Annotated in this window: 15 protein-coding genes; 3 read left to right on the forward strand and 12 right to left on the reverse strand. The window is 37.8% G+C overall.

From position 1 onward, the window contains the following. The first annotated feature begins 177 nt into the window (after window positions 1–177). Window positions 178–348 (forward strand): hypothetical protein, encoded by a 171-nt coding sequence (locus tag HYQ40_06960; protein MBZ6527516.1) that lies wholly within the window; start codon window positions 178–180, stop codon window positions 346–348. Between the two features lie 222 nt (window positions 349–570). Then, complete coding sequence (locus HYQ40_06965; GenBank protein ID MBZ6527517.1) at window positions 571–1,098, forward strand: magnesium transporter CorA family protein; 528 nt, start codon at window positions 571–573, stop codon at window positions 1,096–1,098. A gap of 205 nt (window positions 1,099–1,303) precedes the next feature. Here HYQ40_06965 and uvsE read toward each other — a convergent pair whose 3' ends face one another. From uvsE to HYQ40_06980, 3 genes are all read right to left on the reverse strand, one after another. Further along, window positions 1,304–2,572, reverse strand: a complete 1,269-nt coding sequence (uvsE, locus tag HYQ40_06970; GenBank protein ID MBZ6527518.1) for a UV DNA damage repair endonuclease UvsE — start codon at window positions 2,570–2,572, stop codon at window positions 1,304–1,306. Between the two features lie 83 nt (window positions 2,573–2,655). Then, window positions 2,656–3,342 (reverse strand): ABC transporter ATP-binding protein, encoded by a 687-nt coding sequence (locus tag HYQ40_06975; GenBank protein MBZ6527519.1) that lies wholly within the window; start codon window positions 3,340–3,342, stop codon window positions 2,656–2,658. Between the two features lie 10 nt (window positions 3,343–3,352). After that, on the reverse strand, window positions 3,353–4,447 hold the full coding sequence (locus HYQ40_06980; GenBank protein MBZ6527520.1) for an ABC transporter permease: 1,095 nt from the start codon (window positions 4,445–4,447) through the stop codon (window positions 3,353–3,355). A gap of 142 nt (window positions 4,448–4,589) precedes the next feature. Here HYQ40_06980 and HYQ40_06985 point away from each other — a divergent pair, with 142 nt between their 5' ends. After that, window positions 4,590–5,156 carry a TetR/AcrR family transcriptional regulator gene (locus tag HYQ40_06985; protein MBZ6527521.1) on the forward strand — a complete coding sequence of 189 codons (567 nt, stop codon included), beginning with the start codon at window positions 4,590–4,592 and terminating at the stop codon, window positions 5,154–5,156. A 40-nt stretch (window positions 5,157–5,196) separates the two neighbouring features. Here the strand turns inward: HYQ40_06985 and HYQ40_06990 are convergent, their stop codons facing one another. The 9 genes from HYQ40_06990 to HYQ40_07030 form a co-directional block, all read right to left on the reverse strand. After that, the gene (locus tag HYQ40_06990; protein MBZ6527522.1) at window positions 5,197–6,462 is read right to left on the reverse strand and encodes a DUF2130 domain-containing protein; all 1,266 of its coding nucleotides are present in this window, start codon (window positions 6,460–6,462) and stop codon (window positions 5,197–5,199) included. 250 nt (window positions 6,463–6,712) lie between these two features. Beyond that, window positions 6,713–7,639: an NERD domain-containing protein gene (locus HYQ40_06995; GenBank protein ID MBZ6527523.1), complete on the reverse strand. Its 927-nt coding sequence runs from the start codon at window positions 7,637–7,639 to the stop codon at window positions 6,713–6,715. Between the two features lie 107 nt (window positions 7,640–7,746). Further along, a complete protein-coding gene (locus HYQ40_07000) occupies window positions 7,747–8,463 on the reverse strand; it encodes an EAL domain-containing protein (GenBank protein MBZ6527524.1) in 717 nt (238 codons plus the stop codon). A 26-nt stretch (window positions 8,464–8,489) separates the two neighbouring features. After that, window positions 8,490–9,533, reverse strand: a complete 1,044-nt coding sequence (locus HYQ40_07005) for a GGDEF domain-containing protein (protein ID MBZ6527525.1) — start codon at window positions 9,531–9,533, stop codon at window positions 8,490–8,492. A gap of 42 nt (window positions 9,534–9,575) precedes the next feature. Beyond that, window positions 9,576–11,198 (reverse strand): glycoside hydrolase family 5 protein, encoded by a 1,623-nt coding sequence (locus HYQ40_07010; GenBank protein MBZ6527526.1) that lies wholly within the window; start codon window positions 11,196–11,198, stop codon window positions 9,576–9,578. A gap of 201 nt (window positions 11,199–11,399) precedes the next feature. Then, on the reverse strand, window positions 11,400–12,101 hold the full coding sequence (locus tag HYQ40_07015) for a hypothetical protein (GenBank protein ID MBZ6527527.1): 702 nt from the start codon (window positions 12,099–12,101) through the stop codon (window positions 11,400–11,402). 17 nt (window positions 12,102–12,118) lie between these two features. Then, window positions 12,119–13,351 (reverse strand): hypothetical protein, encoded by a 1,233-nt coding sequence (locus HYQ40_07020; protein ID MBZ6527528.1) that lies wholly within the window; start codon window positions 13,349–13,351, stop codon window positions 12,119–12,121. Between the two features lie 11 nt (window positions 13,352–13,362). Then, entirely contained in the window at window positions 13,363–14,847 is a 1,485-nt protein-coding gene (locus HYQ40_07025) for an MBOAT family protein (GenBank protein ID MBZ6527529.1), read from the reverse strand. After that, on the reverse strand, window positions 14,847–15,956 hold the full coding sequence (locus HYQ40_07030; GenBank protein MBZ6527530.1) for a hypothetical protein: 1,110 nt from the start codon (window positions 15,954–15,956) through the stop codon (window positions 14,847–14,849). The genes HYQ40_07025 and HYQ40_07030 overlap by 1 nt, the downstream gene beginning before the upstream one ends. Between the last annotated feature and the right edge of the window lie 73 nt (window positions 15,957–16,029).

Here is a 16,029-nt window from a genome sequence, read left to right on the forward strand (position 1 = left end):
TAATTGAACTCAGAAAAGAAAACATTTTTATAGAAACCACTAGCTTACCTATTAAGACAATATTTCATATAAAATATTTTCATTAATATTTCTATATATTTAATACTAATAAACGCTTTTGTTGCTACAACTTACTTTAAGGTTTAAAATCAAACTAACAAAGAAAGGGGTATTAAAATGGTTCAAACATTTAAATTAGATGATAGTGAGCAAGCAAAATTTCTCATCTTCCATTCCGACTCCCATCAAGATGAACAGGACTATGTCAATCAATTCAACTTACCTAATGATGTATTTGCTCTCGATGATATTTCTTCCGTCGCGCCAAGGTTTGAAGAAATCCCTTAACAAGATGCGGACAATTCATTAATTGTTGTTTTATCCAACGTCACGAGCCGCAACAAAGATATACCTGTCGAAGACCGACTCGAAACACTGACCTTTATTTTGCAAGATGATATGCTACTCCTTTTTTTAAAGGAAGGATCGACATTCGACCAAAATTTATTACATTAATACAAGGAAAAGTTTGATAGCCTTGCAAGTATCTTAGTCTATGCGGGAATTTTGATGTATTCTAATTTACACGATGAATTGCAACAGCAAAAAGCAGCCATCGATGATTTAAATAACAAAGCCAAAAATTCTACGAGTGGAGATGTCCTTCGAAAAGTAGCTGATACAGAACGGAATCTCGTTATTTTAGAACATACTATTGAAACCTTGGATGAGACGGTAACAGAGTTATTAGCAACTGAAACATTCACTAACAAACTTAACAACTCAGCACTTGAGTACGACCTTAAGTGGTATAACCGTCAAGTCATGAAGCTTGTCCACGTTTACCGTGACTTATTAGATAGTGTCAGCAGTTTATTTTCAGATCTTGTCAGCGACAACTTAAATAAATTAATGAAATTCTTAAACTCGCTCTCACTTGTTCTCGCTTCAGCCAGTTTAATTTCCGAGTTTTGGGGAATTAACGCCGGAGGCTTACCAGGAGAAAATTCTGATTACGGAACACTTGGAGTCCTCATTTTGGTTGTTATCTCAACTGCTTCAATGGCTATCTTCTTAAAGAAAAAAGATTACTTTTAAAAGTCAAACACACCCATGAATCATTTCACGGGTGTGTGTTTGCGTTATTAATAATCAATATCGAATGAAGTATAAATGAACAAACTCTTACCCGCTTCGACACTTTCGCCAATGAGATCTTTAATTTCTTTATGTTGAGAAGCAGTTATTTTATGCGCGTCGGCTAAAAATCGGTAATATCTCCCCTCTCTTAATTCCACATTTTTTATTCATTAAAATACAAACTCTTCTCCAAATAATCATTAGGATATTTCTTCAACAACCGCTTAAAGAACTGACGTAATTGACGCGAAGTTATTTCATTTGCTTGATACCTTGCGATATTTTTTTGATACGTCGCTGTCTCTTTGCTCGTTGCCTGCTTATTGAAGTAACCCCAAATATGTTGTGCTGCATTCACTTCTGCGCCCACATTCTCTGACATCACCTCAGCCTCTTCCAGCAGTTGAATGAACAGCAGAAAATTAACATGTTGCTTATCTTTTAAAACATCCCGTATCTTCTGATAGATCCCAGCAGACTTAGCCAGAACGGAATACTTCCGCTTCGCCCACAGTTTCTCCGCAGCAGCCACATCTTGGTCCAAGTATACTTGAATCTTTTCAGCAGACCGATTCTTGTCTTTAACTTCTAACATAATATCGAGAGGATACATATCAGGAAGCTGCTTTAGAAAAGCGATAAAAGGTTGGATCGCTATCGTTTGGGAATGAGCTCCAGCTTTTTTTACCGGGGCTTGTTGGCTATAGTGAATTTTCTGACGACCATCTGCTTCTTGAAATGTTTGCCCTGCTACTTGAATATACTCAGCCATGGGTGTTGGGTCGTCGGGCCGGCGAACTTCATGATGCAAATTATCGAAAATGACGGGCAATCCAGTTTGTTCACTAATAGTCAAAACATCATGAATACTATATAAACGCTCATCGTTTTCAATGACTAAGTGCGCGCGTACGCGTTTTGACAACTGATTAGCTTGATCAATAAAGCGTGCCATGGCGGCTTCTTTATCACCATACACCCCACCAATATGGATAATGATTTTGTTTGCCTGATTGCCTCCAAGTAGTTCAAGAACCTCAGCATGGTACTCCAAATCGTCAATCGCTCGATCGACTACATTCATATCCATGGAATTCAAGACCGTATATTGCCCTGGATGCATTGATATACGTAACTGAGTTGATTGTATTTTGTCTTTAATACGATTGAACGTTGATTCAAAATACTCTTTCCAATCCAGGTCCACACCCTCTTTAGGCTTCGTCGCAAAAGGAATGAGGTCACTCGATAAACGTAGTAAACCGATTCCGTGATCGACTGTATAAGCAATCATCTCTTCCAATGTCGCCAGATTCCACTCAATCAATTCAATCCATTTGTCATGTGTTAAATTATCAAAACGACACGTCTTGAATCCTTGGCTAATATCGGGATTCAAACACGCGTAGCCGATTCTTACATCTTGATTCATAAGCGACTCCTTTGTCTTTTGATTTATCATACTAAAAATAAAAAGAAAGATTGCATAAAATGCTCTCTTTCTTTCGATTTAACCTATTTGTTATTATCTGTATCTAAGCGCAACTCGCCGTCTTCCATGTAATAAACTTTATCACAATGCTTGATTAAACGCTCATCATGGGTAACCATAATCGTTGCTTTTTTCTGTTCCTTTGTTTGTTTGGCCAATATTTCAACCACTTCAAACGCACGACTCGAGTCCAAACTAGCTGTTGGCTCATCGGCTAAAATCACTGACGGATCATGGAACAAGGCACGCGCAATCGCTACACGTTGGCGTTCTCCACCTGAAAGGTCGCTCGGATATTTATCCCGTAAGTCCGTAATATCTAATTGTTCTAATAAGGAATCCACTCGATCTTTTTCGAATGCCTTTTTTTCGATTTTATTCACAAGACGCAACTGATCCTCAACTGTTAGGAAAGGTATTAAGTTAGATGCTTGTAGGATAAAGCCGATTTCTTTAAAGCGTAGCTTCGTTCGTTTCTTATCATTCTCTTCACTGAACTTGTTGCCATTAATCAAGACTTCCCCTTTACTAGGCGCTTGAAGGCCTCCAATAATCGTTAGAAATGTACTCTTACCTGAACCACTTGGTCCGATAATCGCTACAAATTCTCCCTCTTCAACCGAAAAGTTCGTATCTTTTAAGGCTGTAATCTCTTTACGTCCATCATCGAATGTTTTGGACACATTTTTTACTTCAATTGCTTTCTTCATAGAACCCCTCCTATCCAATCGCTTCTAGCGGATCAATTTTGGCTACCGTTCTTACTGAGAAGAACGCGCCTAATAAGGCAAACAAGACAATTAATACGGTTATAATTAAGATAAAGTACATATTAAAGGCAAATGGCACCGTACTCGGTAACACCATCGCTGTCCCCATTGTAAGCACCAAGCCAATGGCTACACCAATGACTGATAAGATAAATGTCTGGCTCACAACAGATGTCGCAATGTACTTCGTAGAAATACCCTGGGCTTTCATCACCCCAAACATGCTTGATTTTTGTACAGTTAACACATACATGAATATCCCAATCACAACAGCCGCAATAATAATTAAGAAAATAATCATTAAACCAAACGTCAATACTTGGGCTGTGTATCCAGGGATTTCTTCAATATATTCAGAGATTGTTGACAGCTCTAAGTCTTCATTATCCAACTCGACACTATCTAAATCATCATCACGAATAATAAAGGCACTCACACGCCCTTCATCCGAATCATCGATTGCTTCGAACCGCACGTCTTGATATGTTGAAACAGTTGTGTATAGTACTGGAGCGACATTGAATTTCGCGTTGTCGGTAAAACCAACGACTTCAACTTGCTCATCATTTCCCGCAAGATTTAAAACGTCACCAATTTCAATACCAAACTCTTCGTGGATACTAATATCTGCCACAACTTGAAAGTCTTCTTGAAACATCTCACCTTCAACGATATTTGGTGCAATAAATTGCTCTGAATCAATTCCGAAGAATGTCACTGAAATTTTATTCTCTTCTTGTTCAGCTTCAGTCTGATCGTCGCGACTCACAACACTTGCAGTTTGTCCTAGAACGGCTATCTCGTCAGCTTCAATATCATTGATTAAACCTTGTGGCATCATTGACATATTAATATTTGAATTGGCTTCGTCTGCCAATACAATTGCTTGTGCTTCCCATTTATCCACACTTGTTCGGTTATCTTGAGCCAAACCGAAGGCTAAGCCAGTTAAAAAATAAACTAAATAACTCACTAATACTAATACACCGACGATTAATGAAAAACGCGTCTTGGCGTATTTAATTTCTTTCCAAGCTAAAAACATATCTTCACCTCTAATTTTATATTATACTTATCACCTGATAAGTATATCAGTCAATTTTTTCATATGCAAGATATTTTTGGGTATTCACCTAGTAAATTCAACAATTCGATGTATAATACTAAAGAAGGAAGGAGCGAGTATATTGACCTCTAAAGAGATTTCAACGAGACAAATGATTATAGATACTGCCCGTAAAAAATTTATGACCGACGGTTACAAGGCAACTTCAACGCGTCACATCGCAAAAGAAGTAGGGATTACCCAGCCGAATCTCTATTATCATTTTCAAAATAAAGAAACTTTGTACATCTCGGTCCTAGAACAAGTTGGAAACGAAGTAAATAATCAATTGAGTTATATTGCTCATAACAGTGACTTATCTCTACAAGAAAGCCTCAACCTTATGACCAACTACCTCCAAAATAACGATCCCATCGATATTTATACGATGATGAAAGATATGGATTCCGATCTTTCTGCTGAGAGCAAGAGCAAATTGTATACCATCTTCTTGAAAGGCTACCAACAACCTTTTATAGATTTATTTGAGGAAAATATTACAAAACTACGTTCGGATCTTGTTGCTGAACAAATCGCTTCACATTATTTTCTAGTGATTGCCCCCTACATCAGTCCGGATATGCAAACTCATAAATTCGTCTCAACTGAAAATATTATCGATTTATTTTTAAATGGAATTAAAATTTAAAAAAATAGAAGCGCCTGGATATACTCCAAGCGCTTCTTTTTTAATTTAATGCATCAAATTTCGCTTTCATTGTTGGGTTCTTTCGAACTAATTTCTTAACCGTTAAGTCATCCGCTTTATTATTGGCTAATCGCAAGTTGTTTTCGGAAGAGACTAAGGCATCTTTTGTTTTTTGTAGATGCGTAATCGTCTTATCAATTTCATCAATCGCTGTTTTAAATTTCCGACTTGCCAGGTCATAATTTCTAGCGAATGCCGACTTGAATGTATCGAGATCCTCTTCAAAATTTGTTATATCGATATTTTGTTCACGCATCAAAGCTACTTCTTGCTTGTACTCTAGCGAATTCATCGCTGCGTTTCGAAGGAGTGTAATAATCGGGATAAAAAATTGTGGACGAATCACATACATCTTCTCATATTCATACGACACATCAACAATTCCATTATTATAGAGTTCATTATCAGATTCTAACATTGAGACAAGAATCGCATATTCACATTTTTTGTCATTTCGGTTTTTATCTAGTTGCTTAAAAAAATGCTCATTCTTTTTCTTCGTTGCCGTTTCATCGCCTTCATTTTTCATCTCAAACATAATGGAGATAATCTCATTTCCGTACTCATCATGCTCACGATAGATGTAGTCTCCCTTGCTTCCTGATTTAATATCATTATCTTTGCCGAACTGAGCATTTTTGAAAGCTGTCATTCTTAGGCGGTTAAACTCAATCTCACAGTGTTGTTCGAGCGTCTCCCCTACCATCTTCGTGGACTGTTTTGCTTTAAAATCTTTGTAAAAAGCAATCGTCTCGTCTTTCATTTTGATTTCCGTATCAAATTTCTCTTTAAGCGAATTAAGCTCTAACTCGCGTTCTTTTTCTTGAAGTGAAATTCTCGAATTTAATTCCATAAGTGCTTTCTCTTTTGCCGAATTAATTTCTGAAAGTTCTAATTTCTTCTCGTTCTCAATCGCTTGTACGCGCGCGTTGAGTTCCGTCAACTCTTTGTCTTTCGCGGCTAAAGCTTGTTGTAATTCTAATTCTTTATCCTTTTCAAGCGCAGTTGTTTTATTTTTTAATTCCGCAATCTCTTTATCTTTTTCCGACACTTGCTTATCAAACGTATTCTTCGTCTTCTCCTCAACCAGCGCAAGGTTACTTTCGTGTTGAGCATTAATTTGTTCCAGTTTCTCATGAATCTCTTCATTGAATTCCTTTGTTCGAACTTGAGCCAAGATATCTGCGTACCCTGCCTCATCAATTGTAAACAACGTCCCGCAATGTGGACACTTAATTTCATTCATTTATATTCCTCCTGTTTTAAAACCAACCAGTACGCCTATTATACTAAAGTTTGAGTTAGCAATCGACTGGTGAAGCAAGTTGAAACCAACTCGCGACTTATCGCATACCCGTTTGGCGTGAGTTGAGCCAACTTGCGACTTATCCCATGCCCGTTTGGCGTGAGTTGAGCCAACTTGCGACTTATCACATACCCGTTTGGCGTGAGTTGAGCCAACTTGCGACTTATCACACCCCGTTTGGCGTGAGTTGTTATTGTGGTAGTTGTATTTCATAGTACAAATTATTAGTTGCACCGATTTTCTCATAATTCTTGGCAAGTGTTCTATTTATCGTTCTTTCACTCACCATTCCCCCACAAAACTCATACACATTTCGACGGGTCACCATCTCCGGATGATCATAGTACAAGTATCGCAACTGATAAGCGGTTCTAAGTATGGCTTCAGACTTTAACTCATTGGTCCAACACCCTTTACACTCGACATATTTGTAACTCATTTGCACATCAAAACTATCACAGCTTTTACATGTTATCCCTTTTCGTAACTGCTCGAATACTTCCAACGATAGCGACTTAGGTACAAATGGGGTCTGGTCGCGGTGCCTTTCTAAAACTTGATAAACACGATTTAGCGTTTGGTCATACATTGCGAAATGATTGTTCTCGCGGAACTTGCGAATATACCGTTGTAATTGATTCCGCATCACAATATCAAATTCGTTACCACTTTCCAACTTCACATCACTATGTTCATTTATAAACACCATCGCTCCAATCACTTCAATCTCAGAACTCACTTCAGCCGCCATATGGCGAATTCGGTTGACTCGGTGATTCATCTTTGTGACTTGATTGTCACTCATCAAGCGTCCATTGATAAAACATTCGTTATCTTTATATTCAAAGAGGCCTTTATAATTTTTTACTTCAATAACTAGCCACTGATTCTCGGCGATTACAAGCATATCAACCTCCATCCGCTTGCCGTGGTTGAACCAGTAATTTAAATCATAGCGCCAGTACTCACTACCAAACTGTTTAAACCTCTGATAATTCTCCGCCTCACCAACATGCCCTTCATTCAAATTATAGTGTTCTCTTTCCATTTTTTTATCTAAAATCGCCTCACGGATTTTGCATATGTCTAACTGTTGTAATACTTTACTTTTTTTCATTCAGCACCTCCATATATAGATACAAGAAAAATGCTCATTTCCATTAATTTATTTCTAAAAAACTGCAAATAAAAAAGGCCACCACAAAAGTGACCAGTAAATTCATATTATAATTCGACTGACTTAGCCCAATAGTAACCTTGTTGCCAAACGATGCCACGCTCGAAGAGTTTCTCTGAAGCTTCTTGGCTCTCAACGCCTTCGACTATAAATTTTATACCGTGTTTTTGGGCGAGACTTTGCCAGGCATCTAAAAACAAGCCCAGAGTCTCGACATCTAAATTATTAAACGACAGCAATGATAATTTTAAACTTGATATACAGTCAATATTATTCATGACGAGTTCCAAAGTGTTTTGACCAGTCGCTACGTCATCAATACTCACTTTATAACTTAGACCATGGATTTTTTGAATAAATGTCTCCATTTTAAATGAGACACCTTCAACAGCAAAATCAACGGGAACGAGTTTTTCTGTAATCTCAATATGGATTTGCTTAGAATAGTCTTTTAACTGATCCAAATACCTCCATGTTGATTCGTAAATAAATTGTTGCGGATGAATGTTATAGTTAAAGGTATATTGAGGGTACTTCTCACACAAGACCATGAGCTGCCCAGCGTACCAATCAACTAATAAGTGATTTCTCTCTTCACATGAAATATAAAAATCTAGTAAGTCTTCTGGATAGCGGTGGTTCTGGCGAGAACGTAATAATACCTCAAAGTGAGTCATGTCATATTTGCCTTCTGGCAAAACATGAATGATGGGTTGAAATTCTAAGTAAAAATCATTTTTTTGTGTCTCATATTGAATTATCAATCATACACACCTCTATTCAGTTTAGTTTATCCAATGACGATTTGATCTTTTCCATTTTCCTTGGCCGTATAAAGTGCACTATCCGCTCTTTTAAAAGTTGAGGTAAGTTCTTCTTTGCTCGATCGGTGCGCAACACCAATGGATACAGTCACTTCTAATAATTCCCCTTCAGCAGTAGGAATACGCAAATCTCTAATTCGTTTGTGAATATTTTGAGCTAGCTGTGTTACTTTTCCATCACTACAGTCTTCTATCAAAGCGACAAACTCTTCACCGCCGTAACGATAGAAAAATTGTTTTTCCTGTGGCATGCTTGATAAAACCATCGCAATCTCTCGGATGACAGCATCACCCACTAAATGACCATGAATATCATTGAAGCACTTGAAGTCATCAATATCAATGACCAGTAAAGCAAAGCTTCCGTCTATAAATGATAACCTTTCTAAATCCTCACGAAACTTTCGCGAATTATATAAATTGGTTAAATTATCAATTTCAGCTAAATTGAATAAATATTGAATATCTTTCATCACATTGTGAACAATAATAATGGTAACTGTGGCAGTAACCAGAACAATTGAATGGATAATCACGGACTGCATGATTTCATTAAGTAATATAATACTTAATGGGAATGCGATTGCTATATAATAATAAACTAACGTTAACATTTGACCTATACCTGAAAAATGTTTCTTGGACCATTCAAATACACGCGTGTAAGTTAATAATAAAATGATCACAATAACTAAGTTTAATGACGCTGGTAAAAAACCTTCAAGAAGAAAACGAAACATCCCTAATAAAAAAATAGTTGGCAAGGCAACTTTGTCACCTAAGTATTTCATCATTAAAGCGAAAAGAACCAATCGAAAATCAAAATGGACATCTAAAATAACGACCGAGAAATTGAGTAGTAAAACACCTACTAAGGTTTCTAATGCGATATAGATGACCGTTTGTTTTCTAGTTTGCCTTTCTACATTGAAATAATCTACATTTAATTTCCATAAAATATAAATGTTTAGTAATATAATCCCGATGTTAGCTAACAAACTAACAATCATTTCTATACCTCCAATAAATTGCTATAGTATTGCCTTTTTGAATCAGTCATCATCCAAACCTACTACAGAATGGCCCGCTATGACACTATCTTGAATAGTCAAGACATACTGATACGTATCGTTAGAATGTGTTTCAATTGTCACTGTATAATCCCCCTCGTTCAGTAAGGATGTCACGTGCTCTGCTAGAATGAGCTGTCCCTTCTGATAATCGGGTATAAAGTCTTCCAAGTAAACTAAATATGGCCAATTGTCTAATGTTGTCACCATCTCACCCGTTTGACTTACAATGGATACTCGCTTGATTTGATTGCCAGCGTAATCCACTGGAATCAACACCGCTTGCCCGACTTCAGTGTCTTGACTCTCGCCAAGAATCATCTGGTCAAATAAATATACATCCTGGTTCCAAGTCGCTCCCGTATTAAAGCGAAAGGTTAGCGTACCTACATTACCCATCGCTTCAACCTCTCCCAACAACCTCTCTATAACTTGCGGAAAGAAATAAACACCGTCCTCGTTTTTTTCATAGTCTTGTCCCTCTAGCATTCTCTCACCATTAAACAAAACCTCTTGTAATTCAGTTTCGTTAAATTCTAAGTTAACAAACAATTCGCCTTGAATGTCTTTAATAAAAGTCATATCTATATAAGAACCATATGCAGAACTACTAAACATTGATTGAACAACGATATCGCCAAGTTTTTCTGGTCCCCAACCGAAGGTAACGCGATTGAAATGCTGGCCATTATCCCACAACATTAAAGCAATCGGTTTATCGCGAGTCAGACCATTCATTTGTTCAATAAACTTATACGTTTCGCCGACATTATTCACTTCAGGATGACGGTCAAAACCGAGTAAACCATATTCCCCAATCAGCACACCAATCTGTTGATCCGTAAAGGTTCTCTCTAATTGGCCAATTAATTCCTCATTCAACTCTCGTTGAGTCTTTCCATCTCTAAAGGGGTCATCCAACATGGTCACACCGATATTATTACTAAATTCCCATTCCCCGTAATAGTGAATCGATGCTATTAAATAGGGGTCATTTAGCTGTTGGATCTCACTCAATAAAGCATCTAAATCTGCCTGTCGACTTTTCGATAGTAAGGTCGGCAAGACAAGCATCCGTTGTGTATTCAAGCCGCCAGATTCACGAACTACCGAATGAAATGCACGGTTAATCTTTGCTAAGCGAGTATATTGTTCAGATTCTTCCGCTTCAAAGGAAGGTTCGTTAATCGACTCAAAAAATAAGTGGTGATTATATTCGCTAAATCGGTCAGCTAACTGTGTCCAAATAGCTACAAAACGTTTGTATTCATCACTTGTTTCCTGTCCGTCCCATTGATTCAGCCATTCTGTCGAATCATGATGAAGGTTAATCAGAACGTATAAATCCTCTTCTAACGCCCATCTGACTACGTCTTCATATCTATCCAAATAATCAGAATCAATCATATACTCTGAATCCATTCGGTAATGCAAAGTCAGGGGTATGCGAATACTTTGGAAGCCTTCTGCTTTAATCGCTTGAATTAATTCGCGCGACACCTTGGGATTATCCCACGTTTGTTCACCCAAATCAGCCTCAATATCGTGACTATCAAACGTATTCCCTAAGTTCCAACCACTGCCTAAATTATTCACGTATGTCATTGAGACTGACTCCCCTGATATATTGGTTTGTTGCTGGACTATCATACTTAGCAAAACAACAAGTTTGAGTATATTCATCATATCCAATTGACTCCTTTATTCAATCCACCATTCGCCAACACCTTATTCATCGAAAATGTACCGCCAGCAAGCCGTTGAAGCGGTGCGATGGACGAACTCATTAGCACCTAGAGGCCGAATTTACTGCTTATACAAATCTTTCAACAATTCATTCGCAAAAGCCAGCTTCGCTTTCAATTGCATGTTTTCCTCTTCTAAAGCTACAAGTCTATGTTCAAGTTCAGAATCTGTTTGTTTTCGAGTATTGGTAGTAACATTTCTTTGCTCCTCGACTGTCCGTGGCAGCTTAACTCTTTCAACTACTGGTTCTTGTCGAGGTGGCTCTTCAACATAACTTTGCTCAATCGGTTCGCGAGACACTTGAGGTTCAGGTCGCAGACTCGCTTTCTCTTCGACTACCGGTTGTGTTTTTTGATAAATTGACTGAGAAGCCTTATTCGCCGTCTCAGTCTTTTGCTTGATATCCGATAAATTAATCACATCGCTGTGATAATGTGCTTTCACATCTGCATGAGGTGTCGCTAATTGGACAATTTTTTGCTGGTCCTCCACTTGATAAACACCTTCTGGCAAGTTAAATAAAGACTTGTCATCCGTTATATCGGTCGTTAAATTCAATTCTTCAACCACATCACTCATCGCTTCGGACTCATTAATATATTGTAAGAGTAATTGATTTTCTTGGCTGACACTCTCAGCACGCTCAGCGATTTCACGGTGCTTTTTCTCCATATCTATATATAAGTCATCGATATACTCTTGAACATCTTGTCGATTATATCCACCGATCCAAGCACGTTTTAATTGCATTGTTTCATTCATAATATCTACCTCTTTAGTTATTCGCTTCGATAAAACGGGAAAAATTCTTCAGTTAAGTTCTGAGGCGTATAAGTCACAAATATATAATCATAATCCCCATCCTCAATAATTTCTTCAATACTTCCGCCATAGTAACGAGGATCAACCATCGTTGTTTGTTGAGTACCAACACTTAAAAAGGACGCAACAGGAACAATCATCGAATCTTTAATAAACAAGACTTTAGGCATCTCTTCACTGTCATCTTGTAAATTAGTGACTTGAACAATGCCAGGATTCCCATCCATATAGGTAAAGAATTTATCACTCGTCGGGTCATATTTATTTTTGCCCGATCTTAAAATACTCGTATTCAATAATGATTCTTCAAAACGACCTTGTCGGGTTATGTCTAGAGTCGAGGACTGTTCGTAAACATGAAAGTTGGTTTCGAATTTTGGATAGATTAAAGTAAAATCATCAATGCCAGTATACAACTGTCCTACACTTCGCCCCATTGAACCGAGATACGCGTCTTCATAAACAATTTGGTTATAATTAGTTAAGTCTGTTGTTATCTCTTTATTATTGAATTCAAACCCATACCGCTCTTCTAATTCATTCACTAACTGTGTAAACGCCCAAAAAGTTACATCCGTCTTCCAGTGATGATCTGTCTTATAGAAACTGTCTGCTATACTTATATTTTGCTCTTTCATCAAAGAACGGTAATCAATATAGGTAATTTGAAAATCATCCAAATAACTTAAAAATTGATCTGCTGTCTCATTCGCGTAATTATAAGGAATACCCGTATCAAAATTTGTCACTCCGACTTCAAACTTATCTGGTGTCATTAAGTAAATGACTTCAGCGCCTAAGTCTTTAGCAACACTATTCAATCGACCCATCCGAGAGGCTAATTCAATCGTTTCGTTCGGCCCCGTCGTAAAGTAAGTATAATGCATATTCCCCTCATCATCACGAACAGAAGAAAAATTACTCACCTCGTGTTTTAAAAGCAACTTTTGAATATAACCATAGCCTTCTACATAAAGGTATCGATCAGAGACTTGATCATTTAACAAAGCGCTCATATCATTGACAAAATTCGGAAGCTCATCAACTTCATCTTCAGTTTGATTGAAAAATGCTTCCACATGATTCAATATAACCTCATGGTTTTCCTTAATATTTGCCCAGGCAGAATAAAAGATAAAAGCAAAAAATAAACACGCTGTGACTATTTTTTTAATTCTTAATGGTATCATCTTTCATCCTCCTAAAATTGGAAATAGATAAAGGAATTGTAAGTCCCTTTAACGAGATACGAGACGGATACAAGGAGAAGAATGAACATGACGGCTGGATACAGAATATTAATCAAAGTCTTGAATTGAACGGACTCACTTAATCGATGATTTGAGATACCACCGTGAGACGAAAAACGTTGGCGAATAGTGATTCCATTAACAAACCAATCATTGACACGGTGGGCAATCGGCATCGTAAAGATGATGCCAACAAGATAAAAAATGCCATACTCCCGTAAAAACATCCACACATAATCATTGACGATTGGTTGCGTAATAAAATTAAACATACTCATCAAATAACTTCCAGCTTCCATTAAAGAACCTGAGCGGAAAATCACCCAGCCAATCATAACAACAAACATGGCATAAATATGTCTCATTCGCCGACTCAACTTCAATTCATCGAATTCGATGATTCTCTCAAACGCAATAAATATAAAATTCCATAACCCCCAAATTAAGAAGGTCCAGTTAGCACCATGCCACAAGCCTGTTACCAACCAAACAACACTCATATTTCGAATTAAAATATCTTGATTTCTCACCCGCGACCCGCCAAGCGGGAAATAGACATAGTGCTTAAACCACTCCGCCAAAGTCATATGCCAACGGCGCCAAAACTCTGAGATTGATTGTGATATATAAGGGTAATTAAAGTTTTCCGGCAACTCAAAACCAAACAACTGAGCCACTCCAATCGCCATATCAGAATAACCAGAAAAATCATAGTAAATTTGTAAAGTATAAGCAATGATACCTAGCCACGCTAATGTCAGTGACATCGTATCCATCTGGTTCAATGCAAAGATTCGATCTGTCACAATTCCCATTTGGTTAGCGATCAGCACCTTTTTACTTAAACCCGTAATAAAGCGCGTTGCACCATCCGAAAACTTTACAACATTCACCCCGCGTGTAGTCACTTGTGGTTTAAAATCAACATAACGCATAATAGGTCCCTGATTCATCTTAGGAAAGAAATTAAAGAAAAGGGCTAAATTCAATATATTTTTCTCAACTGGAGCTTCCCCTTTATACACATCCACGAGATATGAAATCCCAGAAAAGATATAAAACGAAATACCAATCGGCAAAGCCCAATGGACCACCGGCGTTAAGCCACTCGTCGCAGTATTTAAACTCCCAGAGAGAAACGGGATATACTTCATCCATACTAATATAGACACATTTACGACAACACCAAGGGTTGCGGCCATTTTTCTAAGCCGTTGATGCTTTTGCAAGGCTGAAATCAACAAGCCGCATACATAATTAAAGACAATGGTCACAATAAAAAGCAGCACATAATACGGCTCGCCCCAAGCATAAAAGACAAAGCCTAATAGAACGAGAAGGATATTTTGCATTGCTCGAGAGAAAAAGAAAAGGTGATATAAAACGATACTTAACGGCAAAAAATAAAATAAAAACTCAATACTTGAAAATGCCATTATCTTAACCTCTTTCTCTGAGTTATTTGATGTTTAAGTAGTTGGTAATTAACTGACTGATACTGTTTATACGTTCCCCACCAATACCATACAAGCCCTCCAAAGAGGAATGCGATTGATCCAATCACAATACTTAACATGGGTGAGATATCGACCAGTTTCATAAACCACTCACTGCTGTATGATTCGACTTCACTCGGCTGAGGCACCCAGACTTCAGCGGTCCTTGGATGCATTGGAGTCAACTGAATGGTTTGACGCACTGATGTACCGGTCGTCGGTTCTTGAGCATATATAACTATTGAGTTAAGCATCGCTTCACTCGAAGAAACCTCTAACTTTCCAGCTGGGCTGATACTTATACCGTCATATTCCTCAGCCAGATAGAACATTATTGGCTCCGCCTCTAGCTCTGCCTCTTCAATGGTCGCATCATAAAAAGTCATGACAGCACCCGTATTAGGAATCGTTATCGCTTCTTCCCCTGAGATAGACAGCTGCTGGAGTGTATCACCATAACCTTCCACACTATCCTCCAATAGATGAATATCCCCCATCTCAAAACTTAAGACATCTGACTCTGAAGGAACGTAGAAAGTAACACCTATCGTCTCTACTTCTGTAAAAGGATTCCTCCCAGAATCGCTAAACGCGCTTAAAGGCAAATAAAACTCACCTGAAAAACCCGTTGGAATTCCAAAGCCACCATCTTCATAATAAACAACTTCCAAATCATCTTGATTCTCCGCTTGCAACCAAGCACTTTTACCAAGATCAATTTCATATTGTTGACTGCCTGTAGAATTTAAAACAACGCTAATATATAGAAGTTGATGGCTTGTATTTTTAATATAAAATCTGACACCATCATAATCCTCAATGTCACGTTCAGTATAATCATACATAAACAATGTATTCCAATCCGTTTGACTCGCTTCATCAGGCGAAACACTCATGTCAATATGTCCATTTTCTAAATCAGTCTTATTCAATACGACGCCATCATCCCATTGAGCCGCTCTTTGAATATCAATGATCCCTTGGTTAACGTCACTGGTTCCAACAAGAACACGCTCTTCTGTCTCATTATCTTCTTCACTTTGAGCCACGGCCCTAACAGAAGTGAAACTTAGCAGGCACATCATACATATTAAATAACAAAGTCCGCCCCTTAAAACCCAG

It is taken from the genome of Aerococcaceae bacterium DSM 111021, assembly GCA_020112395.1.
Classification (GTDB): domain Bacteria; phylum Bacillota; class Bacilli; order Lactobacillales; family Aerococcaceae; genus Ruoffia.

Coding starts and splice junctions, on each gene's coding strand:
- HYQ40_06980 (MBZ6527520.1), bottom strand. CDS start 4,447: ATGTTTTTAGCTTGGAAAGAAATTAAATACGCCAAGACGCGTTTTTCA.
- uvsE (MBZ6527518.1), bottom strand. CDS start 2,572: ATGAATCAAGATGTAAGAATCGGCTACGCGTGTTTGAATCCCGATATT.
- HYQ40_07020 (MBZ6527528.1), bottom strand. CDS start 13,351: ATGATACCATTAAGAATTAAAAAAATAGTCACAGCGTGTTTATTTTTT.
- HYQ40_06965 (MBZ6527517.1), top strand. CDS start 571: ATGTATTCTAATTTACACGATGAATTGCAACAGCAAAAAGCAGCCATC.
- HYQ40_06995 (MBZ6527523.1), bottom strand. CDS start 7,639: ATGAAAAAAAGTAAAGTATTACAACAGTTAGACATATGCAAAATCCGT.
- HYQ40_06960 (MBZ6527516.1), top strand. CDS start 178: ATGGTTCAAACATTTAAATTAGATGATAGTGAGCAAGCAAAATTTCTC.
- HYQ40_06990 (MBZ6527522.1), bottom strand. CDS start 6,462: ATGAATGAAATTAAGTGTCCACATTGCGGGACGTTGTTTACAATTGAT.
- HYQ40_07010 (MBZ6527526.1), bottom strand. CDS start 11,198: ATGACATACGTGAATAATTTAGGCAGTGGTTGGAACTTAGGGAATACG.
- HYQ40_07015 (MBZ6527527.1), bottom strand. CDS start 12,101: ATGAATGAAACAATGCAATTAAAACGTGCTTGGATCGGTGGATATAAT.
- HYQ40_07025 (MBZ6527529.1), bottom strand. CDS start 14,847: ATGGCATTTTCAAGTATTGAGTTTTTATTTTATTTTTTGCCGTTAAGT.
- HYQ40_07005 (MBZ6527525.1), bottom strand. CDS start 9,533: ATGATTGTTAGTTTGTTAGCTAACATCGGGATTATATTACTAAACATT.
- HYQ40_06975 (MBZ6527519.1), bottom strand. CDS start 3,342: ATGAAGAAAGCAATTGAAGTAAAAAATGTGTCCAAAACATTCGATGAT.